This is a genomic window from Inhella sp. (genome assembly GCF_027532025.1).
Classification (GTDB): Bacteria; Pseudomonadota; Gammaproteobacteria; order Burkholderiales; family Burkholderiaceae_C; genus Inhella.
Genome location: NZ_JAPZSY010000124.1, coordinates 1 through 22161, shown reverse-complemented (window position 1 = coordinate 22161; position 22161 = coordinate 1). Strand labels below are relative to the sequence as shown.

The 22161-nt window shown below is 68.7% G+C and carries 22 protein-coding genes and 1 pseudogene; 9 read left to right on the top strand and 14 right to left on the bottom strand.

Annotation, left to right across the window (positions count from 1 at the left end; translation table 11 throughout):
• The 9 genes and pseudogenes from O9335_RS14975 to mltB all read right to left on the bottom strand — a co-directional run.
• A pseudogene (locus O9335_RS14975) lies at positions 1-439 on the bottom strand (hypothetical protein); the annotation flags it as partial.
• Between the two features lie 212 nt (positions 440-651).
• Positions 652-1344 (bottom strand): ABC transporter permease, encoded by a 693-nt coding sequence (locus O9335_RS14970; protein ID WP_298389528.1) that lies wholly within the window; start codon positions 1342-1344, stop codon positions 652-654.
• Positions 1341-2030 carry an ABC transporter permease gene (locus O9335_RS14965; RefSeq protein ID WP_298389526.1) on the bottom strand — a complete coding sequence of 230 codons (690 nt, stop codon included), beginning with the start codon at positions 2028-2030 and terminating at the stop codon, positions 1341-1343. The genes O9335_RS14970 and O9335_RS14965 overlap by 4 nt, the downstream gene beginning before the upstream one ends.
• Positions 2031-2051: 21 nt before the next feature.
• The gene (locus O9335_RS14960) at positions 2052-2834 is read right to left on the bottom strand and encodes a lysine/arginine/ornithine ABC transporter substrate-binding protein (RefSeq protein WP_298389524.1); all 783 of its coding nucleotides are present in this window, start codon (positions 2832-2834) and stop codon (positions 2052-2054) included.
• Positions 2835-2902: 68 nt separating this feature from the next.
• Positions 2903-3676, bottom strand: coding sequence for a transporter substrate-binding domain-containing protein (locus O9335_RS14955; RefSeq protein ID WP_298389523.1), 774 nt, complete (start codon positions 3674-3676; stop codon positions 2903-2905).
• Between the two features lie 2 nt (positions 3677-3678).
• Positions 3679-4419: a sulfurtransferase gene (locus O9335_RS14950; protein WP_298389521.1), complete on the bottom strand. Its 741-nt coding sequence runs from the start codon at positions 4417-4419 to the stop codon at positions 3679-3681.
• The gene (locus O9335_RS14945) at positions 4416-5414 is read right to left on the bottom strand and encodes an alpha/beta hydrolase (protein WP_298389519.1); all 999 of its coding nucleotides are present in this window, start codon (positions 5412-5414) and stop codon (positions 4416-4418) included. Before O9335_RS14945 ends, O9335_RS14950 begins: the two co-directional genes overlap by 4 nt.
• Entirely contained in the window at positions 5411-6595 is a 1185-nt protein-coding gene (locus O9335_RS14940) for a peptidylprolyl isomerase (RefSeq protein WP_298389517.1), read from the bottom strand. The genes O9335_RS14945 and O9335_RS14940 overlap by 4 nt, the downstream gene beginning before the upstream one ends.
• 53 nt (positions 6596-6648) lie before the next feature.
• Entirely contained in the window at positions 6649-7803 is a 1155-nt protein-coding gene (gene mltB, locus O9335_RS14935; protein WP_298389515.1) for a lytic murein transglycosylase B, read from the bottom strand.
• An 83-nt stretch (positions 7804-7886) separates the two neighbouring features.
• Between mltB and ppk2 the strand changes: the two genes are divergently transcribed.
• Positions 7887-9080, top strand: a complete 1194-nt coding sequence (gene ppk2 / locus O9335_RS14930) for a polyphosphate kinase 2 (RefSeq protein WP_298389514.1) — start codon at positions 7887-7889, stop codon at positions 9078-9080.
• Positions 9077-9415: a hypothetical protein gene (locus tag O9335_RS14925; RefSeq protein ID WP_298389513.1), complete on the top strand. Its 339-nt coding sequence runs from the start codon at positions 9077-9079 to the stop codon at positions 9413-9415. Before ppk2 ends, O9335_RS14925 begins: the two co-directional genes overlap by 4 nt.
• 4 nt (positions 9416-9419) lie before the next feature.
• Here the strand turns inward: O9335_RS14925 and O9335_RS14920 are convergent, their stop codons facing one another.
• The 5 genes from O9335_RS14920 to O9335_RS14900 form a co-directional block, all read right to left on the bottom strand.
• Positions 9420-11420: a DUF3488 and transglutaminase-like domain-containing protein gene (locus O9335_RS14920; protein WP_298389512.1), complete on the bottom strand. Its 2001-nt coding sequence runs from the start codon at positions 11418-11420 to the stop codon at positions 9420-9422.
• Positions 11417-12409 carry a DUF58 domain-containing protein gene (locus O9335_RS14915; protein WP_298389511.1) on the bottom strand — a complete coding sequence of 331 codons (993 nt, stop codon included), beginning with the start codon at positions 12407-12409 and terminating at the stop codon, positions 11417-11419. The genes O9335_RS14920 and O9335_RS14915 overlap by 4 nt, the downstream gene beginning before the upstream one ends.
• Positions 12410-12419: 10 nt before the next feature.
• Positions 12420-13310, bottom strand: coding sequence for an AAA family ATPase (locus O9335_RS14910; RefSeq protein WP_298389530.1), 891 nt, complete (start codon positions 13308-13310; stop codon positions 12420-12422).
• Between the two features lie 978 nt (positions 13311-14288).
• Positions 14289-14897, bottom strand: a complete 609-nt coding sequence (locus tag O9335_RS14905) for a hypothetical protein (protein WP_298389510.1) — start codon at positions 14895-14897, stop codon at positions 14289-14291.
• Positions 14898-15057: 160 nt separating this feature from the next.
• Positions 15058-15903, bottom strand: a complete 846-nt coding sequence (locus O9335_RS14900; RefSeq protein ID WP_298389508.1) for an AraC family transcriptional regulator — start codon at positions 15901-15903, stop codon at positions 15058-15060.
• 148 nt (positions 15904-16051) lie between these two features.
• Between O9335_RS14900 and O9335_RS14895 the strand changes: the two genes are divergently transcribed.
• The 7 genes from O9335_RS14895 to O9335_RS14865 all read left to right on the top strand — a co-directional run.
• Positions 16052-16780 (top strand): hypothetical protein, encoded by a 729-nt coding sequence (locus O9335_RS14895; RefSeq protein ID WP_298389506.1) that lies wholly within the window; start codon positions 16052-16054, stop codon positions 16778-16780.
• Between the two features lie 44 nt (positions 16781-16824).
• Entirely contained in the window at positions 16825-17367 is a 543-nt protein-coding gene (locus tag O9335_RS14890) for a carboxymuconolactone decarboxylase family protein (protein ID WP_298389504.1), read from the top strand.
• Between the two features lie 122 nt (positions 17368-17489).
• Positions 17490-17753 (top strand): DUF2024 family protein, encoded by a 264-nt coding sequence (locus O9335_RS14885; protein WP_298389502.1) that lies wholly within the window; start codon positions 17490-17492, stop codon positions 17751-17753.
• Positions 17754-17876: 123 nt separating this feature from the next.
• Positions 17877-18251 (top strand): hypothetical protein, encoded by a 375-nt coding sequence (locus O9335_RS14880; RefSeq protein ID WP_298389500.1) that lies wholly within the window; start codon positions 17877-17879, stop codon positions 18249-18251.
• A gap of 72 nt (positions 18252-18323) precedes the next feature.
• On the top strand, positions 18324-19250 hold the full coding sequence (locus tag O9335_RS14875) for a histone deacetylase family protein (protein ID WP_298389499.1): 927 nt from the start codon (positions 18324-18326) through the stop codon (positions 19248-19250).
• Positions 19251-19480: 230 nt separating this feature from the next.
• Positions 19481-21085, top strand: a complete 1605-nt coding sequence (locus O9335_RS14870; protein ID WP_298389498.1) for a PAS domain-containing methyl-accepting chemotaxis protein — start codon at positions 19481-19483, stop codon at positions 21083-21085.
• 36 nt (positions 21086-21121) lie between these two features.
• Positions 21122-22161 (top strand): mechanosensitive ion channel domain-containing protein (locus tag O9335_RS14865; RefSeq protein ID WP_298389497.1); only part of this gene is annotated, 1040 nt, incomplete at its 3' end.

The window sequence follows — 22161 nt, the reverse complement described above, 5'->3', positions numbered from 1 at the left end:
CCATGCCGAACACCGCGCCGCCCAGAGAGAACAGCAGGAACAGCAGGGGCATCAGCAGGTACAAGTGCTTGGCGCCGCGCTCGATCAGCACTGTGAGTCCGCGGTGGATGGCGCCCGTGTGCATGATCATGCCGAACGCGCCGCCGATCACCAGAATGAACGCCACAACGCCGATAGCGCTTCCGTGCTTGCTTCCGCTGACCAGGCCCTCGAACACGAAGTTGAGGAAGCCCATTTGGTCCCCACTGCCGAACAGTGCCACTCCTTGCCACCCTTCGACGGTTCGGAAGCTCTCCGGAATGAGGCGGGGTTTTCCATTCACCAAGGTGGTGTCAAAGACGCCGGCCGGGACCAAATGGGACAGGGCGGCCAACACCAAGGCCAGAAAGAACAGGATGACGAAGACATCCGGCATGGTGAACCGGCGGGGCGTGTTCATGGGCGTGCTTTCCAAGTGCGAACAATCGGTTCGCGTCAGTGCCCTGGGCGTCTGGGTACAGGCGGGGGATGGCGCGAAGGCGCGCAGTGTGTCAGCGGGTCCAAAAGATGCCCACCGGGTTGCACCGGGGCCTCCTCCGGTTTGGCGGGGGGGGTGCAACTGCATGTCGCATTGGCGCAAGCGCTGCGGCTTGTCGGCGACGTCGCCGGCGCTCAGCGCGGCATCAGCGGCTTCAGGAAGCGGTTCTCGGCCCAGCGGAACATGGCCACCAGGGCGAGCGTGAGCGCGAGGTAGAGGACACCGGCCGTGATGTAGGCCTCGAAGGGGATGTAGTGCACGGCGTACACGCGTTTGGCGGCGCCGGTGATGTCCACGATCGTGACCAGCATGGCCAGCGAGGTGCCGTGCAGCATGAAGATGGCCTCGTTGCCGTAGGCGGGCAGCGCCCGGCGCAGGGCCGAGGGCAGCACGATGCGGCGCATCATCGTGAGTCGGTCCATGCCGTAGGCCTTGGCCGCCTCGATCTCGCCGTGGGGCAGGGCGCGGATGGCGCCGGCCACGATCTCGGTGGTGTAGGCCGCGGTGTTGAGCACGAAGGCCAGGCAGGCGCAGAACCAGGCGTTTTGCAGCCAAGCCCACGCGAAGCTGTTGCGCAACCACTCGAACTGGCCAAGCCCGTAGTAAATGAGGAAGAGCTGCACCAGCATGGGGGTGCCGCGGAACACGTAGGTGTAGGCCCAGATGGGGCGCCACACCCAGGGGTTGGGCAGGGCGCGCAGCACGCCCAGCGGAATGGCGATGAGCAGCCCCAAGGCCAGGGACACGGCCAGCAATTGCAGCGTGACGCCCACGCCGCTCAGGTACAGCGGCAGGTTGTTGGCGATGGTTTGCCAGTTCTCCGTCACAGCACGCCCTGGCGCACGCCGATGGCGAGCTTTTTTTGCGCCCAGGCAAAGAACAGCTCGCTCAGGCTGGTGAACACGAGGTAAATCAGGCCCACCGCCAGGAAGAAAACGAAGGGCTCTTTGGTGGCGCCGGCGGCGTCACCGCCGCGCTTCATCAGGTCGTCCAGGCCGATGACCGACACGATGGCCGTGCTCTTGACCAGCACCAGCCAGTTGTTGCTCACGCCCGGCAAGGCATGGCGCAGCATTTGCGGCAGTTGCACGCGCCAGGCGGCCTGCCAGGGGCTCATGCCGTAGGCCAGGGCGGCCTCGCGCTGCCCGGGGGGCACCGCCAGGTAGGCGCCCCGGAAGGCCTCGGCCAGGTAGGCGCCGAAGATGAAGCCGATGGTCAACACGCCGGCCACGAAGGGGTCGACGTCGATGTAGTCCTCGTGGCCCAGGGCCAGCGCGAGGTCGTTGACCAGCACCTGCCCGCCATAGAACACCAGCAGCACCAGCACCAGGTCGGGGATGCCGCGCACGAGGGTCGTGTACCACTGGGCCGGCCAGCGGAGCCCGCGGTTGGGGCTCATCTTGGCGAAGCAGGCCACGAGCCCCAGCGCCATGGCCACGCCCAACGAGGCCAGGGCCAAGCTCAGGGTGAGCAGGGCGCCTTGCAGCAGGCTGGGCAGGAAGCCATGGAGCATGGGGCGTGGGGCCTTGGGGCTTTACTTCTTCTTCGGCGCGACGTCGTAGGCGAAGTACTTGCTCGAGAGCTTCTTGTACTCGCCACTGGCGTTGACGGCGTCGATCGCGGCGTTCAGGGCGGCGCCCAGGGTCTTCTCGTCGGCCTTGCGCAGGCCCACGCCGATGCCGATGCCGAAGTACTTCTCGTCGTCGATGTCCGGACCGATGAAGGCCATGCCCTTGCCGGCGTCGCTCTTCAAGAAGCTGTCGACGGCGTACTTGTCCACCAGGGTGTAGTCCACGCGGCCGGCCTTGAGCTCCAGGTAGATCTGGTCCTGCGTTTGGTAGCGCACGACGGTGGAGTCTTTGTAGGCTGCGGCAATGTAGGTCTCGAAGGTGGTGGCCGATTGCACGCCGATCTTCTTGCCCTTGAGGGCCGCGGGCGAGACGTCGCCCTTGGTGCCCGACTTGGCCACGAAGATGGCCGGCGAGGCCAGGTAGGCCTTGCTGAAGGCAATGGCCTTCTTGCGCTCGTCGGTGATCGACATGGAGGCCACGATGGCGTCGATCTTGCGGGCCTGCAGCGCGGGGATGAGGCCGTCGAAATCGGTCTTGACGAGTTCGCATTCGCGCTTCATTTGGACGCACCAAGCGCGGGCGAGGTCGATTTCGAAGCCCTTCAATTCGCCTTTGGCGTCCACTTCGCTGAACGGGGGGTAGGCGCCTTCGACGCCGATGCGCAGCTTCTTGCTTTGGGCGGCAGCTGGCAGCACCGCCACGGCCAGGGCGACAGCCGCGAGGGCGGCCAGGGAACGACGGATCATGGGAAACCTCCGAGGGGTTGAGGGGTCAAGCGCCGAACCTTAACGCGAGCCAAGGGCTGAGCGAGGACTCAGGGTGGGCTGATGTCATAGGGAAAGTACTGTCGCGCGAAGCGATCGAAGCTGCCGTCGGTGCGGCTGGCGTCGATGGCGGCATTGAAGGCGGCGCCCAGCGTGGCGGCGTCGGTCTTGCGCAGACCCACGCCCACGCCGCGCCCGAAGTACTGGGGGTCGCGCAGCGGTGGGCCGACCCGCGCCAGCCCTTTGCCCGCGGCGCTGGCCAAAAAGGTGTCGGCCGCCACGGAGTCCACCAGGGTGTAGTCCACGCGCCCGTTGCTGAGGTCGAGGTAGACCTGGTCCTGCGTGGCGTAGCGCACCACCTGGCTTTGGCGGTACAGGGCGTTGACGTAGGCCTCGTTGATGGTGGCCGACTGAACGCCGATCCGCTTGCCTTGCAGGGCTGCGGGGGCGATGTCGTTCCCGGCGCCCGCACGCCCGACGAAGGTTTGCGGGGTGGCGTAGTAGGGCTTGCTGAAGGCGATGGCCTTCTGGCGCGCCGGCGTGATGGACAGCGACGCGACGATGGCGTCGATCTTGCGGGCCTGCAAGGCGGGGATCAGGCCGTCGAAGTCGATCTTCACCAACTCGCACTCGCGCTTCATCTGCGCGCACCAGTGCCGGGCGAGGTCGATTTCCAGGCCGCGGAGCTGCCCGTTGGGCGCGACCTCGCTGAAGGGCGGATAGGCGCCTTCGACACCGATGCGCAGCTTGCCAGCGGTTTGCGCGTGGGCCCAAGGGGCGAGCAGCGTGAGGCTCAAGGCCAGGGCAAGGCGGCGTTGCGGCATGGTCAAGCTCCGGGGTTGGGCTGCAGTTGGGGGTCGAGCGTGCCGCGCTCGTCGAAGACGAAGCAGTGGCCGCGGTAATGGGCGCCGCCCACCTCTTCGAAGTACTTCAGGATGCCGCCTTCCAGTTGGTACACCGGAGTGCCGGGCGGCAGCGCCTCGTGCATGAGCAGGGCTGCCTTCTCGCAGCGGATGCCGCCGGTGCAGTAGCTCACCACCGAGCGGCCAGCCAGGTCGGTCGCTTGCTGTCGCAGGGCGGCCGGGAACTCGGTGAACTTGTTCAGTCGCCAGTCGACAGCGCCCTCGAACGCGCCCGCGTCCACCTCGAAGGCATTGCGGGTGTCCAGCATCGCCACGGGGCGGCCTTCGTCGTCGTGCCCCTGGTCCAGCCAGCGCTTGAGGGTGGCCGCGGGCAGGGCTGGAGCGCGCCCGAGCGCGGGACGCACGGTGGGGCAGTCCATGCGGATGATTTCGCGTTTGAACTTGACCTTCAAGCGCTGGAAGGGCTGCGTGTCGCTCCAGCTCTCTTTGGCCGGCAAGTCGGCGAAACGGGGGTCTTGGCGCAGCGCGTCGAGCCAGGCGTTCACGCTGTCAGCCGCTCCGGCCAGGAAGAGGTTGATGCCTTCCTCGGCCAGCAGCACCGTGCCCCTGAGCCCGAGCGATTGGGCCCGGTGTTTCAGCGGTGCCACCCAATCGGCCGCCTCGGGCAGCGCCACGAAGCGGTAGGTGCTGACGTTGAGGATCACCGCAGCCCGTCGAGGAAGGGGCGCACGGCCGCCAAAGAGGTGGCGGGGTCCTCCAACTGGGGCACGTGCCCCAACCCCGGCAGCACGACGAGCTGGGCCGGCGGGGCTTGCGGCGCGCGCTGCTGAAGGTACTGCTGGGCGGTGGACGGGGGGATCAGGCGGTCTCTTTCACCCCAAACCAGCAGGGTAGGGGCCATGACCTTGGGCCATTCGGGCACGGCCAGGCCTTGCGCGCGTTCGGCCAGCAGGGCTTGGATGCGCAGGTGCAGGGCCTCGCGGTTGCCGGCGCGCACGCTCATCTCGAAGAAGCGGTCCACCTCGGCCTGGGGCACGCGCTCCGGCCGCCCGAACACGGATTCCACGCTGTGCCGGACCAACGGGCGGGGCAGCAGGTGGCGGCCCATCCAACTGCCCACGGTGGTGGCGCTGAGCTGAAAGCCCAGGGGCAAGGCGTCGGGTTCGAAGGGCAAGCCGGCGGGGTCGAGCAGCACGAGGCCGGCCACGCGGTCGGGGTGGGCGGCGGCGGTCATCCAGGCCACCTCGCCGCCCAGAGAATTGCCGACGATGACGACGCGCCGCAGTTGCTGTTGGTCGAGCAGCGCCTGCACGAAGGCGACGTACTGGCGGGTGCCGTAGTCCCCGCTGGGGGCCGGGCCGGTGAGGCCGAAGCCGGGCAGGTCCACGCGCAGCACCCGGCGCGTTTTGCTCAGGTCTTTGGCCCAGCCGTCCCAGGTGTGCAGGCTGTCCGAGGTGCCGTGCAGCAGCAGGATGGGCAAGGGGTCGGTGCGGGGGCCCTCGTCGCGCAGGTGGGTGAGCTGCGTGCCGCTGGGCAGCGGCAGCTCGATGAACTGCGAGGGAGGGGGAGCCCATCGGGCCACCAGGCTTTCGAGCGGGCGGTCGGGGGCCTTGAAGGCCGCCACGCTGACGGCACTGGCCACCAGCAGCACGCCCAGGGCGCGCAGCGCCCAGCCGCTGAGCCGTGCCCCCAGGCTCATGGTGCGGGGGCTGCAGGGGGGGTTACCCGCACCGGAACCTGCGTGCTGCACAGGTCCACTCGGCCGGTGCTGGCCACATACCAGCCACCGCGGTAGCGCCGGCTGTGCAGCAACTGGGCCCAGGTCGGGGTGTCGGTGCGCATCACCAGCACGCGGGGGCGCTCGGCCTCGGGCAGGTCGGCCAAGAGCTTGGCGCTGAGCAGGGGCGGTCGGTTCTCTTCCGGCTTGTAGAAGCCCATGTTGCCGCCGCCGCGTGGCAGGGCGGCCAGGTGTTCGATGCCCTTGAGGATGCGGCCCACCACGGTGATGTTGAGGTCCAGCGCGCGCGGGCTGTGGCCGATGATGGCGTAGAGCGAGGCGCCCGTGCTGCTGTCGATCTCGTTGCCCCGGCCGGCACCCACGGTGCCGTAGCAGTGAGCCACCCAGGCGCGGCCCTGCGGCGTCTTGGCGGGGTCGGCGGCGACGGGGAAGCCGTCGACGAAGCCGTTGAGCGGGGCCCAGCCGTCGGTCTCGGTCAGGGCATCGAGCGGCAGGCCGGCCAGCGGGGCGTCGAACTCCGCCGGCAGCTTGGCCTTGGCGGCGTCGGGCAAGGGCCGGGTGCGGGCGTTTTCGGCGCCCACGGGTTCGCCGGGGTCGCCCCACTGGGTGACGAAGTTGTCCTGCACGCGAAGCACGGCCAGGCCGTCGAAGTAGCCGCCTCGCACCAGGGCGCGGATGTTGGCGGCGTGCTCGGGCGCAAAACGCGGGGCCAGTTCCATCACCACCTGCTGGGGCGCGCTGGCCGCATGGGTGCGGACGTCCATCAAGACGATGTTGGAGGGATCGGGCTCGCGCCAGTCGGCGGCGGTGGCGGCATTCATCACGTCGCCGCTGGACCAGGCCGCGGTGCCCGCGGTCTTGCGTGCGGCCGCGGCTTGGACGGCGGCCTCGTCGGCCGCCCGAGCGCGCTGCATGGCGGCTTCGCCGGCCAGCACGCCGGGGCTGTTGGCGCTGCCAGCGGCCTTGGCCGTGCCCTTGGCGGTGGGGGGCGCTTTTTTGGCGGCCTTTTTGGCGACCGGTTTGTTGACTTTCTTGGTGCTGGCCGTTTTGGTTTGCGCTTGCACGGCGCCAACAGGCAGGGTGGCGAGCACGGCGCTGCCCAAGGCAAACACCAAGGCGGTGGAGATCAGGGACTTGACCATGGTTGACGGAGTCTCGGCAAGGGGCGGGAGCATACGGCGGCCTGGGCGGCGGCTCAGCGCGCGTGGCGCAGTGCTGCCAGCCGTTCGCCCAGGGTGATGACGGCCAGCGCGTAGTAGGACGAGCGGTTGTAACGCGTGACCACCCAAAAGTTGCGGCTGACCAGCGCGTGCGTGGGGGCCGCCCCGCCGTTGTCCAGCGCTTGCAGCGCCCATGGCAGGTCGGGCAGCCCCTCCACGTCCAGACCGGCGGCCTTCAAGTCGGCCAGGCTCCAGCGGCCCTCCAGGTCGGGGGCCAGCAGCCGGTCACGGGCCTCGACGTCGGTCGGCGCGGGCACCAGCCGGTGCGTGGGCATGCCGGGCGTCCAACCGTGCTGCAACAAGAAGTGGGCCACCGAGCCAATCGCGTCGGCCGGGTTGCGCATGAGGTCGATGTGCCCGTCGCCATCGAAATCCACCGCGAAGGAGCGCCAACTGCCGGGCATGAATTGCCCCAGGCCCATGGCGCCGGCGAAGCTGCCTTGGAACTCGCTGGGCTCTCGGCCTTCGGTGCGCGCCAGGCGCAGCAACTCGCCCAGTTGCTCGCGAAAGTAGGGGCTGCGGTCGCTGCGCCCGCCCGGAAAGTCGAAGGCCAAGGTGCTGAGGGCGTCCAGCACGCGGAACGAGCCCATCACCCGGCCGTAGTAGGTCTCCACGCCCAGAATGCCCATGATGAGTTCGGCCGGCACGCCCGTTTGGGCTTCGGCCCGGGCCAAGGTGTCGGCGTGTTGCTCCCAAAAGCGCAAACCAGCCTGCAGCCGGTCGGGCTCGACGAAGCGGTCGCGGTAGGCGCCCCAGTCCTTCGGCACCCCTTGCGGGGGCGGCATCATCAGCTGCGCCGCCCGCTTTTGGTAGCGCGCTTGGGCCAGAACCGCCAGCACCTCGGTTTCGGTCCAGCCCGAGGCGGCCGCGAACTCTCGTGCCCAGGCCATGCTGTCGTCGCGCACGGCATAACGGCCGGTGGAACCGCCGTGGGCGGGGTCGCCAAAGCCGGGGGTGTGGGCCGGGGTGTGCAGCGCGCCCGCGCGGCGCTGGGCCGTTTTGGGCTTTTTGGATTTGGGGTGGGCCTTTGAGGATGTGGCCCGTTGGGTGTGCGGCTCGGGTGCCGGGGTGGCGATGGTGGGCGAGGCGATGCAGAGGCCCAGAGCGAGAGCCAAGAGACGGAAGCGCATGAACGGCTGGGGCAGTGCGAGGTTTTGACCCCGCGCAAAGGGATTCGGAGACGAGCGCGCCATCATCGGGCATGGAGGCCCCCATGCGACGCCACGAACCCCGCTCTGACAACACCCCAGCCACCTCGGCGACCCCCGCCCCATCGGCGCCAACGCCCACCCAGCGCACCCGCCGGCCTCGCAGCACCGCGGCGGGCGACACCGCGATCCAGCGCCCGCAGGCCGATCGCGTGGAGCGCGGCACCACGCGCTCCCAAACCCGCCAGGCGGAAACCGTTCGTCGCGTCTTGGCCCAAGGCCGCCAAGGGACTCTGGCTGGAGCCGACGCGCTCGAGCAACTTCGCGCCCTGCTGGCCGGAGCCTCGCCCGACGAGGTGCGTGCCCTGCGCAAGGCCTTGTTCGAGCGCGAAACCGAGCCCAGCACGGGTGCGCCAGGCGTTGACCCCGACGCCGAGCTGCACCCCAAGTGGCGCGACGGCCGTTACCCCTACAAGAACCTGCTGAGCCGCAAGCGCTACGAGCGCGAGAAGTACCGTCTGCAGGTGGAGCTGCTCAAACTCCAGGCTTGGGTCAAGGAAACCGGCCAGCGCGTGGTCATCTTGTTCGAGGGGCGCGACGCCGCCGGCAAGGGCGGCACCATCAAGCGCCTGATGGAGCACCTCAACCCCCGCGGTGCGCGTGTCGTGGCCCTCGAAAAGCCCAGCGAGGTGGAGCGCGGGCAGTGGTACTTCCAGCGCTACATCCAGCACCTGCCCACGGCGGGCGAGATCGTGCTGTTCGACCGCAGTTGGTACAACCGTGCCGGCGTCGAGCGCGTGATGGGCTTTTGCACCGACGCCCAGTACGACGAGTTCATGCGCCAAGCCCCCGAGTTCGAGCGCCACTTGGTGCGCAGCGGCGTGCACCTCATCAAGTTCTGGTTCTCGGTCAGCCGGGCCGAGCAGCGCCGCCGCTTCAAGGAGCGCGAGGCGCATCCGCTCAAGCAGTGGAAGCTCAGCCCGATCGACGTGGCCTCGTTGGACAAGTGGGACGACTACACCCGCGCCAAAGAGGCGATGTTCTTGCACTGCGACACGTCCGACGCGCCATGGACGGTGGTCAAGAGCGATTGCAAGAAGCGCGCTCGGCTCAACGCCATGCGCTACTTGCTGCACCGCTTGCCTTACGGCAAGCGCGACCTTGCCACCGTGGGCGCGGTGGATCCCTTGATCGTCGGCCGCCCGGCCCTGGTGTCGGTGCAGGGCGATGACTTGCTCGCCCCAGCGGGGGCCGGATGAACCGCGACGCGGCGCCGCCCGGTCTTGAGCGCTGGATCTGGCGACGCCTGGGGCCCACCTGGGCCCTGGCCAGCCTGTTGCCCTGGGGCGCGGTGGCGTGTCGGCACTGGGCGGCCTCGGCCGGGTTTTGGCCGGCCAGCGAGGCCCACTTGGGCTTGTGGACGTACACCAGCGCCGGTTGGACCGTGTTGATGAGCGTGTTGGCGCTGACGGTGGGCGTGGGCTGCGTCGTCGTGCGGGTGATGAAAGGCCCGCCCCACACCGCCGACAGCTACCCGCCCACGCCGCGGCACAGCCCGCTGAACCAGGCGGCCGACGAGCCCCCCGGGCCTTGAAGCTTCACGGTTTGGCGACCAGCGACCGCCACCAAGCGCGCCAACGTCGCGCTTCCCGCCAGCGTCTCCGCCAGCCCCTTGGAGGCTCGGCCTGGGGGCCATAGCGCCAGTCTTCCAGCGCCAGCAGGGCTTGCACCACCGGCGCCGGTGCGTCTTGATGCTGCACCTGCTGGGCCCATCGCAAGGGCGCTTGGTGGGGCGGCACGGACCAACCTTGGCGGGTGAGCCACGCGTGCACCCGTTCGAGCCGTCGCGGCCAGGTGTCGCGCCGCCGAGCCAACACCGCCTGCCAAGCCAAGCCCAGGGCCATGCCCAACCCGAGGGTGATGGCCACGACCTGCCCCAGGCTGTTCCAGTCGGGCTTCTCAAAGCCCAGGCGCTCCAGCAGCTGGAACTGTTGATCCCGCTTGTAGCCCAACACCCACTGCTGCCAGCGCAGGTCCAGGCGTTCGGCCAGTTGGCGCGCAGCAGCCCACAGCGTGGGGTTCACGGCGTCGACGGCGCCCCGGAACAGCCCCACGGGGCTTTCCAGCGCCAGGCCGCGCTCCACGCGCTCGGGGGCCACGGCGGCGGTCGGGTCGGCGCGCTGCCAGCCTTGCCCGGGCAGCCAGAACTCGGCCCAAGCATGGGCGTGGCTGTTGCGAACCACGGCCCAGCCGTCCTGCAAGAGGGCGTCGCGCCCCTGGTAGCCCGTCACGACGCGCGCGGGGATGCCGGCCGAGCGAAGCGCCACCACGAAGGCGCTGGCGTAATGCTCGCAAAAGCCCTGCCGGCGGTCGAACCAGAACTCGTCGATGCCGTGCGGGCTGAACTCCCCGTACACCCCAGGGTTGAGCGTGTAGCTGAAGGGCGCTTGGCGGATGTGGCCGAGCACCGCCTGCACGAAAGCGAGGTCACCGCTCGTTTGCGCCCGCAGGTCTTGCGCCCAGGCGCGCAGCCGCGGGTTGCGGTTGGCGGGCAGCGCGCGGGCGGCACGCAGGCTGACGTGCTCGGTCAGCGGCCCCATGCGCACGCCCGAGGTCGGCACCGCCACCGCCGGCACGCGCAGCGTCTCGCCCAAGGGGCGCGGCGCCATCCAGACCAAGTCGGCGGTGCGGCGCAGGGTCACGCCGTCCAAGGCCCAGGTCTCACCCGGCTGTCCGGGGCTGTGCTCCAGCACGGGCAGCACCGTCATGCGCAGGGGCTCCAGCAACAGCTCGTAGCGCAACACGCCGCCCTCCAGCAGCAAAGCGTCCTGGGGGATGAGGGGCACGGCGCTTGGGCGCCACTCTTGACCGTCGAAATCGGTGAGCACGGGGCCGCGAAGGTAGAACTGGCTGGGCGGCGGCAGCGCGCCGTCCAGGGCGCGCACCCGCAAAGCCACGCGCTCGTCCAGGGCCAGGGTGGACACGTCCCCAAAGCTCATGGTTTCCGACAGGCCTGTGCTGCCCGACTGCCCCGGCACGCCCCACAGTGGCCCGATGCGCGGAAACAGCAGGAACAGCGCCACCATCAGCGGCAGGCCCAAGGCCGTGGTGCGGGCCGCTTCGCGGGCCGCCACGCGCAAGCTGGGCTGGCCCAGCGGCATTTGGGCCAGCACCAGCGCGGTGAGCAGGCCCCACACGCTGAACAGCGTCCATCCGGCCACCCAGAGCGACTGGCTGTGCAGAAACTGCGTGAGCACCAGGAAGAAGCCAAGAAAGAACACGACGAAGGCGTCGCGTCGGGCGTGCATTTCCAGCAGCTTGAGCGCGAGCAGGATGCACACCAGCGTGAGCCCGCTGACGCGACCCACCAGCACACCGTGCGTGAGCTTGGCGCACGCCGCGGCGGCGACGGCGATGCCCAACAGCCACCAGCGCGAGGGCAGCGGCCGTTCGCGCCAAGCCAGCCAACCCCGCCAAGCCAACAACACCAGCGTGAGCGCAGAGGCCCAGAGCGGGATGCGCCACAGGTGCGGCCCGACGGCAGTCGTCACCACGGCCAAGAGGAAGCCGGTGTCGCGTTGCTCGCGGGTCCAATTCATGCCGCCGGCCCTCCGGCCAAGGCCAGCCACTCCAGGGCTTGCCGGCGCTGCTGTGGGCCCTGGCCCAAGGCCAAGGTGCGGCCGGGCAGTCGCAGGCCCCAATCGGCGCCCAGGCGGTCGGCCGCCAGCACCCAAGCCGTCAGGCGTTGCCAGCGCAGCTCATCGGGCAGGCCTCGGGTGTCGCTGGCGTCCAGCCATGCGCCCCGACCCTGAGGGGGCGCGCTCCAGTCGCGCACCCACAAAGGGCCATCCGGGCGGGGGTCTTGGGCTGCCTTGGCCCACAGCACGTGGCGCAGGCCGTCGCCTTCGCGCCAAGGCCGCACGCCTTGCCATTCGTCACCAGCGCCCGGCGGCGCAGGAGAGGCGGAGGGTGGGGGCTCGTCGCTGTCGTGGCGTCCGGAGGGCAGCGGTGGGCAGGGCGTCTCCACCGCCGGGTACACCCATTGCCGGCTGGCGGGCCGCCAATAGCTCCAGGCCACAAACACACCCAAAGGGAAGCGCGTTTCCACGCGCAGCACCGGCAGTTCGTGGTGGCCCCGCCCCGGCGCCCGCCAGTGCAGGGTGACTTCCGCCGAGCCCTGCTCGGGCACGTCCACCCACGCCAAGTGCTGGGCGTCGGCATCGGCCAGCCGCAACCCAATGCCATGACGGGCGCGTCCAGGGTTGTGCAGGCGCACGGTGAAGGCTTGGTCGGCGTCGGCATGGCCCGACGGCGGCGGCAGCAGGCTCAAGGTGAGCCCGCGCAGGTTGCCGTGCGTGGTGTGCATGGACGCGAACCCGGCCCCGCACAGCAAGAAGGTCAGCGCATAGCCCAGGCTGAGCTGGTCGTTGATGGAGGCCACCAGGAGCAACGCTTGCGTGAGCAAAAACGCCAGCCCCACCCGGGTGGGCACGATGTAGAGGTTCCGCTGGGTGAGCTGCTGTTCGTCCCGGGCAGGGTGGCGCTTGTTCCACCAAGCCCGCCAGCGTTGGCGTGCCGCGCTCAGCATGGTGCCGTGCTCAGGGCAGGGGAACGGCGTCGATCATGGCGCGCACCTGTTCGGCGCTGCCGCGGCCGCTGCCTGCCCGCGCGCGCAGTCGGTGCGCCAGCACGGGCACGGCCACCGCCTGCACGTCGTCGGGCGAAACATGGGCGCGCCCCGCCAGCAAGGCCTTGGCCCGCGCCGCGCGCAGCCAAGCCAGGCCGGCGCGCGGGCTCAGGCCTTCGACGAACCAATGGCCGCCCCGCGTGGCCTCCAGCAGGGTTTGCAGGTAGTCCAACAGCGCCGGGCTGGCCGGCACTTGGCGGGCGGCCGCCTGCGCCTGCAGCAGTTGGTCGGGCGTCATCACCGCGGGCAAGGTGGCGAGCTGCTCGCGGCTGTCGCCGCCCAGCAGCAGCTCGCGCTCGGCGCTGCGGTCCGGGTAGCCCAGGCGCAAGGTCATCAAGAAGCGATCGAGTTGCGACTCAGGCAGCGGGTATGTGCCCAACTGCTCGGTGGGGTTTTGGGTGGCGATCACGAAAAATGGCTGGGGCAGGGCGTGGCTCACCCCCTCGACCGTGACCTGGCGCTCCTCCATGGCCTCCAGCAGCGCCGACTGCGTCTTGGGGCCGGCCCGGTTGATCTCGTCGGCCAACAGCACCTGCGCAAACACGGGCCCTGGCTTGAACACGAACTGCCCGGCTTGGCGGTCGTACACGTTCACGCCCGTCAAGTCGCTGGGCAGCAAGTCGGCCGTGAATTGGGTGCGAGCGAAGCGCAGGCCCAGGGTGATGGACAAGGCCTGCGCCAGGGTGGTCTTGCCCACACCCGGCAAGTCCTCGATCAGCAGATGCCCACCGGCGATCATGCAAGCCAAGCAGTCGGCCACCTGGCCCGGCTTGCCTTTGATCACACGGCCAATCTGGGCCATGGCCTGCGCCAGCAGGGTTTGAAGCGGCGCGCCGCCTGGCGCTTGTGTGGGGTCGTGTGTCATGGTCGCGAGGCTAGCGCAAGCGAGGGCTCGGTGCCGCACCTCAGGGCAATTCCTGACCCATGCCGCAGGCCAGAGGCAGGGGGCGAAGCCAGGCCACCGGTACACGGCGACACCTTTTCATCCAGCCGAGGGGGGCGGGTGCGCCCCGAGGCGGCCCTGTATTGCCGGCGGTTCCGGCGCCGGATCGGCCCTTCCGTTGGTGATCGCGACCGGTGGCGCCTCTGAGCCTCTGAGCCCCTGCCGGACGCACCGGCTCCCCAGCACCCAAGCCCTTGAATGCCATGCCCTCATCCACCCCTGCCCGCGGCTTGCTCGGGCCCGCCCGGCTCGCGGGGCTGATCGCCCTCGTGATGGCCATGCCGGCGCAAGCTCAACGCATGCCCATCAGCGAAATGCCGGGCGTGAGCGATCACCCCCTGATCTCGCGCTACAGCGGCAGCGTGCTGCAGGCCAGCGCTGGGCCGCTGTTCCAGGAATTGGAGATTCCCACAGGGCCGCTGGAGTCCACCTCGAGAGGCTGGCGTTTGAAGCAAGCGGTTCAAGCCAGTGGGCCGCTGAGTGCGCACTTCTACGTCGCACCCCAAGAGCGATCGGCGCTTGAGGTGTTTCGGAGCCACGAAAAGGCGCTCAAGGCGGGCGGTTTCAAGCTGCTCTACCAGTGCGAAATGAAGGGCTTTGACAGCGCGGGCGTGGTCTCCTTCTTGAGGCCGCTTCGGGTGACCCCGAGCGCGCGGCCGATGCGCGGGCGGCCTTGGTCGCACTGGAGGGGGCGTCGGGCGCCGGGGAGGCGCCCAGCGTCGTCACCCTCAAACGCTACCGGCGCGTTGCCGATCGCTGCGCTGCGACCACGCGCTGAGGCCGGCGCCCAGTCCGGGCGATGCCCGGCTTGCGTGCGCCGCGCCGACTCCTGGTGGGTCAGCGCGCCAGCTTGCTCACGGTGAAGGACAGATCGTCGACCCACATCACCCCCGGGGCCTCGTGGATGGCGGCACCGAGCTTCAGGGTGGTGGCATCGGCAGGAATCTCTACGGTCAGAACGTGGCGGGCCCATCCTTGCTTCAGGAGGGGTTGGGTCTCGTAGGTGTTGAGGTAGAGGCCTTGCTCACCCGCCAGCTTCAGCCACAGCCCGACTTTGCTGGCCTCGGACGAGCGCTTGAGGAAGCCTTCGAAAACCAGGCGCTTGCCGCGCAGTGCGCTGACGTCGATCGAGGCGATGACCCCCGAGTAGCCCGATTTCGTGGCCGCCTCGGCGAACTCGATGCGAAGCGAGCGCCGCCCGCCATGGGCCACTGCGTTATCCAGGCGGTAGCTGACGCTGGTGGCATCTTCTTTCCACCACGCTGGTAGCGCCGGGTCGTGGGTGGCTGCTTGCTCGAACCCGCCGTTTTGCAGCAGTGAAGTCGGTGCCGGTGCGGGGCTGGCCTGCGCGCAGCCGGCCAGCGACGCCGCGCCGGCCAGCATCAGCGCCCTCAGCAGCCCGAGGGGCGCGCGCACGGGTCGGTGGATCAGGTTCGTGTCGGGCATGGCCCGTGGCTCAGTGGGGGGCATCGGGAACTCCGGGCAAGATCGGTCAGGCGCGCCGGTCGCAGCGCTTGGCTGGGCCAAAAGCGCCACTTGCGCCCTGCGAACGGTAGCACGAGGCCGTGCCGACTGTTGCCGCGCTTCCGTGGTGCCGAGGCCGGCCTCACCGCGGTTGACTCTTCAACCAATCTCTGGGCGAAAGCCCCAGCTTTTGGGTGAAGGCGCGCGAGAGCGCCGAAGCGTTGGCGTAGCCGAGCATGTCGGCCAGGAACTTGACCGAATCGCCCTGCAACAGCCGCGACTGGGCGATGCCCACGCGCCAGTCCAGCAGGTAGTCGGCAGGCGTTTGCCCCACGGTGCTTTTGAATCGCGCCGCGAAGGCGCTGCGGGACATCCCGGCCTCTTGCGCCATGGCCTCCAGGCTCCAGGCCTCGCCGGGCCGCTCGTGCAGGGCCGTGAGCGCGCGCGCCAGAGCCGGGTCGGCCAGGCCCGAGATCAGCCCCATGTTGATGCCACTGGCCTGCGGGTGATCCAGCAGCCAGCGCAGCATCTGCAACAAGACGACTTCGAACAGCTTGTCCGCCAGGATGCGCTGCCCACAGCGCACCTGCTCGGTTTCGCTGAACAGCAATTGAAGCGCGGTCTCCAGCCCTTGCACGCGGTGCAGGGGCAAGACCAACATCTCGGGCAGGGCCCGCACCAGGGGGTGGCGGTCGCCGCCCTGAAAGTCAAGCGTCGCGCAGGTGAAGTCCGCCCCATCGACCGGCGCGTTGTGGAAGTCATGCGCCAGCGGCCTTGGGTAGAACAGCAACGTGGGTTCCTTCACGGCCACTTTCCGCGGCAGCCGGTCCCGGCGATGGTGGGTCACCACCATCTCGCCGCGGCGCAAGACATGCAAGAAGCTGCGGCCGGGCACTGCGTCGAAATGGGTGACGCCGCACAGCGGGCCCGCGTGGAACAAATGGGCCCGAACGGGAAAGCACTGGAGCAGGGCAGAGAGTCTGTCCATGCGGGGTTCAGTGTCGGCCATGAAAGGGTGGTCTGGACGAAATGATTTGTTTTGTGGACGTTTGATGGCCAATCATACCGATGGAGCGAACAAACTTTCCCTGTGCCAACCCGCACCGTCTTCCAACCCTGATCCGGAGTCCATTCGCATGAGCAACCCAGCTGTATCCGTCTCCCTCGCCGTGGCCTGCGCCCTCATGGCCGGCCTGGCCCATGCCCACGACGGCGCCCACACCGGCGGCATCCAGACCCAGCCGTCCTCTGCCGTCAAGGCGCCGTATGACATCGTGCATTCCAAGATCAGCACCGAAGGCAACGTCGCCGTCTTTCACATGCATGTGGCCGGCAAGGCGGGTGCCCTGAAGCCCGCGAAGACCGGCAAATTGGCCGGCAGCGCGGTGTTCTCGTACGTGTGGCCGACCACGATCGACCCCTCTGCGGTGGGTTTCGAGGCCAAGAGCGGCATCCTGGCCTTTGCCGTGACCTCGCATCCAGATTTCGATGACACCCCGCTGTTCCCGGCGCCCTTGGGGGCCTGGCACTCGCACTGGGTGGTGTTGAGCCCGGACGAGGCCTGCGGCAAGGGGGCCCTCAAGGTCGTGGACATTCCTCCCGGAAACAAGCCCAAGCTGCCCAAGACGTGGCCCGGCTTGCCGATCTTGATCGACAGCCCAGGTTGGGTGCCTCAGTTCAAGGGGGGCACCTTGGAGGTGCGCGTGCCCTTTGACGACATCGGCGTGGTCAACGCCGCCAACTTTGACGGGGTCACCGCCGCCTTGAAGGTCAACGCCAGCGTGCACAGCCCCTTGCTGTGCGTGGTCGACGTGTTCAAGGTCGCCCCCGGCGATCTGTCGCTCCCTGGAAAAGTCAACCAGTGATCCGCTCCCCCAACCCATCCACCCCCTCAGCCAAAGGAAGCAGCATGTCCTACGTCAATCTCAACACCGCCCTCGCGCCCGCCGCCAGCCAGGAACCCTTGAACCAGATCCAAAAGGCCTTCGGCTCGACGCCCAACATGTTCAAGGCCGTCGCCAATTCGCCGGCCGCGCTCAAGAGCATGTGGGGCGCGTTCGGCGCCTTGGGCGCCGGAACCCTGGGCGCCAAACTGGGCGAGCAGATCGCGGTGGCCGTTGCCAACCGCAACCGCTGCGAGTACTGCCTGGCTGCACACACCGTGCTGGGCAAAGCCGCTGGCGCCACAGCAGAAGAAATGGCCGCGGCGCAAACGGGGCTGTCGGGCGACCCGCGCACTGCGGCCGCGCTGCGCTTCGCACTCAAGGTGGTGAGCGAGCGAGCGCAGGTCAACGAGGCCGATGTGGCCGACTTGCGGGCCGCAGGGTTTGGCGATGAGCAGGTGGTCGAAATCATGGCCCATGTCGCGTTGAACCTGTTCACGAACTACGTGAATGTGGCCTTCAACATCCCCGTGGATTTCCCGAAGACGGCCTTGAAGGCCCCGGCGTGAGGCGCATCCCCCGGGGCTGGCGGCGTCGCGCGGGGCGGGTGCTCTGGCATGGCAACGCTCCGGCAGCCCCGAGGGTGCGCAAGCCACGGCCATCCACCCCACCACCGACTCAGGAGAAAGCGGTGCAAATCTCGGTTTACGACACCTACGTTCAACGCCCTGACGGGCGTCTCATGCACTTTGACATCTTGGTGCCCTCCGATGCGGCAGACCGCGAAACCGTGCTCCTGTACGGGCGGCGCTACCTGCAGGCCAAGGGCCTGCCCCCCAACGAACTGAAGGCCGAGAAGTGCAACTACTGCCACATGGCGTCGGCCTCGCCGGACGTGGAGGACGCCATCGCCGCCCAGGGTTTCGCCATCCTTGAGATGGAAAACTGCCGCTGAGCGACGTCGCGCATTTATGGATGGGGTCGTCGCGACCCGGATGTGCCGTTCCAGGCGGCGATGCACGACTGCCCGCGCGAGGCTGGGCGTGCCGGGCATGCCGTCGACGTGAGAAAGATCGAGATGCGTTTGCAACAAGACCGGCGCGACGGCGCCACCCATGAGCCCGCCGCCCCAAAGGCCGCAGAGCATGCACCGCTGCTTCAGCCGGAGCGCGGCGGTGCACCGCCCTTGGACGCGGTGCGGGCGGCGTCCGATGACTACCGGCCGGTGAACTGCGAGTTTCACGACGTGTTGGAGTCTTGGGCCACGCGGCGTCAGGCGGTGCGCATCGAGGTTCAAACGACCGGCGGCGGAACGCGTTGCCATGTCGCGGTCATTGCCGATGTGGTCTGCCAAGGCGGCGCCGAATACCTGGTTCTGCAGGGCGGTGGAACCATCCGGCTTGACCGCCTTGTTGCGGTGGGCTCGGTGTCAGCTGCGCAGTTCGGCACATGATCCAAGTACACCCGGGGCCCTCACAGGTGCAGAGCCGCTTGCGCTACCCTTGGGTTCAGCCTGCCTATCGCTTTGTCCACCGCTCTCTACACCCACCCCAGCTTTTGGCAGCACGCCATGGGCGCCGGTCACCCGGAATGCCCGGAGCGGCTGGATGCCATTGACGAAGCGCTGCGCGCGACGGGCTTGATGGCGGCACTCACGGTGGTGCAGGCGCGCTCCGCCACCTGGGAGGAATTGCGCCTCGCGCACGATCCCGCCTACCTGACGGACGTGCGTGAGCGCTTGTCGCGCTTGACCGGCACCGTGCAACTCGACCCGGACACCGCCGCCAACCCCCACACCCTGAATGCCGCCTTGCACGCGGCGGGTGCCGCTCTGCAAGCCACCGAGCAGGTGTTGGAGGGGCGCTTTCGCAACGCCTTCTGCGCCGTGCGGCCGCCAGGCCACCACGCCACGCGTCGCAAGGCCATGGGGTTTTGCTTCTTCAACAACGTGGCCTTGGCGGCACGCCATGCCCTGGTGCGCGGCGGCCTGCGGCGTGTGGCGGTGGTGGACTTTGACGTGCACCACGGCAATGGCACCGAAGACATCCTGGCCGGTGACGCCCGCACACTGATGGTGGGATTGTTTGAGCACCCCCTGTACCCGTTCACCGGCGTGCCGCCGCTCGGGCCCAACATGCTCAACCTGCCGCTGCCGGCCCACACCGGCGGCCAGGAGATTCGGGAACTCATCCGAGCGCAGTGGCTCCCGGCGCTGCGCCGCTTCCGGCCGCAGATGCTGTTCATCAGCGCGGGCTTTGACGCCCACCAACTCGATCCGCTGGGCTTGCTGCGCCTGAGCGAGGTGGATTACGGCTGGATCACCGAGCAGTTGGTGGATGTGGCCGATCAACACGCCCAGGGGCGCATCGTCAGTTGCCTGGAGGGGGGGTACCACCTTGGGGCCCTGGCTCGCAGCGTTGGCGCGCACCTGCGGGGGCTCATGGGCGCTTGAGCCGCGCTCGACCGTGGCGCGCGCACCACCTCGGCGCTTCTTGTCAAGCCCGATCTCGGCGGCTTTGATGCCGCGCAAACACCTAGTGGGCCACTCAGGGTGTACTGAGATGCTTCCACCCCTTCAGGATGCCGCCCTCCGAAACCCTGCGCCCGCCCGCGATTTCGCTGGGGGTGATAGGGGAAGGCGACGGATGAACCCCATGGCGTTGTTGATCAGGAGCTAGAACCATGCGTCAAACCGGCCCCGTGACCCAGCGGGAGTACACGTTCCCAGCGCACGTGACCTTGGTGTCGGTGACCGACCCCAAGGGTCGGATCACCTATTGCAACGACGCCTTCGTGAGCGTCAGCGGCTACACCCGCGACGAGTTGCTGGGTCAGGCCCACAACATGGTTCGCCACCCCGACATGCCCGAAGAGGCGTTCCGCGACATGTGGGACACCATCGAAAAGGGCTTGCCGTGGACCGGCATGGTCAAGAACCGGCGCAAAGACGGCGACCACTACTGGGTGGAAGCCAACGTCACCCCGCTGCGCGCGGGCAACCGCACGGTGGGCTTCGTGTCGGTGCGCACCTCGCCCAAGCGTGAGCAGGTTCAGGGGGCCGAGTCCTTGTACGCCCGCATGCGCGAGGAGCACCGGGCCGGCCGCGTGCAGACGGTTTTGGCGTCGGGCATGGTCACGAAAAACCACTGGGCCAGCCGCCTGTTCGGGGCCGCACGGCGCTGGGGGCACCGCATCGGCGCCGTGGGCTTGACGGCTGGCATCGGTGCGGCCCTCACGGGTGTGGCGGCGCAGTGGGGCTTGCTCTTCTTCGTCCCGGTGGCGCTGGTCACGCTGGTGGCCACGGCCTGGGCCAAAAACCTGTCGGTGGACCAACAACTGCAACGCGTGACCAGCCAGGCCTTGCAGGTGGCGGCGGGCGACTTGTGCGTGGACCCGCTGGAAGTGTCCGACGGCGCCTGGATGAACCTGGAGCGGGCCTTGAACCAGGTGGCCGTGAACCTGCGCACCGTGGTGCTGGATTGCCGCAACGAGGTCGAAGAACTGCGCATCCACGTCAGCGAGATCGCGGCCGGCAACCAGGACTTGTCCTCCCGCACCGAGTCCCAGGCCAGCAGCCTGGAGCAAACGGCGGCCACCATGGACGAGATCAACGGCACCGTGCAGCAAAGCGCGGGTGCGGCGCGCCAGGGGGCTTCCATGGCCACGGAGGCGGCCGGGCTGGCCGACCAGACCCGCGCCAGCGTGCGCGACGCGGCGCTGGCCATGACGCAAATCGAGGCGGCCTCGAACCGCATCGCGGAGTTCATTCACGTCATCGAAGGCGTCGCCTTCCAAACCAACATCCTGGCCTTGAACGCGGCCGTGGAAGCCGCCCGTGCCGGCGAAAGCGGTCGCGGCTTTGCCGTCGTGGCATCCGAGGTGCGTGCTTTGGCGCAGCGCACCACCGAGGCCGCCAAGGAAGTTCGCAAGCTGATCACGGACGCCTCGGAGCGCGTTCAAGCCGGCAACATGCACACCCAGACCGCGCAAGGGCGCATGGAATCGGCGGTGTCGTCGGTGCAGCGGGTGTCTCAAGTGCTGGCAGAGATCAGCCATGGCACGGACGAGCAGCAAACGGGCATCGCCCAGGTCAACGAGGCGATTGGCCACATCGACACGCTCACCCAGCAAAACGCGGCCATGGTGGAAGAACTGGCCTCGACGGCCATGACGCTCACCGACCGCGTGGCCTCGGTGGCCGACTCCATGAGCCTGTTCCGCTTGACGCCGAAGGACCGCAGCATCGCCGAGCGAGATGCCGTGACCCTGCGCAAGCAGGCCCGCTGACCCCAAGGGGTGACTGGCCCTGGTGACAATGGGGCCATGAAATCGACTTGGGCCCAATGGGAGGGGGTGCTGGAGCAGCCCGGCATCCTGACGGAAGGGGCGATCCTGCTGGCTGTTGTGGCCAGCGTCGCCCTGCTGTGTTGGTGGTGGTCGCGGCGCCGTGAGGCGGGCAGCGACCGAGCCGCCTCGGTGCTGCTGGGCGAGCATGGCATCGACGGCGTGCTGTTCCCCACCGCCGCGTGGCTGGCGACGGCCGCCCTGAAATGGAGCCTGCCCTGGCTGGGGCTGCAGCCTGGCGTGGTGCGCTTGGCCATGCCCTTGCTGCTGTCCTTGCTCGCGATCCGACTCGTGGCCCGGGTGCTGCGTGCCGCGTGGCCGCAGGCCGGGTGGGCGCATGCGGTGGAGCGCTCGGTGTCCTGGCTGGCCTGGGGCGGCTCGGTGTTGTGGATCACCGGGCTGTGGCCCGTGGTGTGGGCCGAGTTGGAGGCCCTGAAGTGGAAGATGGGTGGCAAGCCGGTGAGCTTGGCCAACTTGCTGGAGGCGGGTTTTTGGGTGGTGGTGGTGATGGTGGTGGCCCTGTGGCTGTCGGCCGCCATCGAGTCGCGCCTGCTGCGCGGCGCAACGGACAACCTTTCTTCCCGCAAGATTGCCGCCAATCTGCTCAAGGCGCTGCTGCTGTTCGCGGGCTTGATGGTGGCCCTGACCATCGCGGGCATCGACCTGACGGCCTTGTCGGTGCTGGGGGGCGCGCTGGGCGTGGGCATCGGCTTTGGCCTGCAGAAGCTGGCCGCCAATTACGTGAGCGGTTTCGTGATCCTGGCCGAGCGCTCGCTGCGCATCGGCGACATGGTCAAGGTGGACGGCTTCGAGGGTCGGGTCGCTGACATCAAGACCCGCTACACCGTCATCCGGGCGCTCAACGGCCGCGAGTCGGTGGTGCCCAACGAGGTGCTCATCACCCAGCGGGTGGAAAACTACTCCCTGGCCGACCCGAAGGTTTCTGTCTCGACCACGGTGCAGGTGGCCTATGGCACCGATGTGGAGCGCTTGATGTCGGTGCTGCAGCAGGCCTTGCT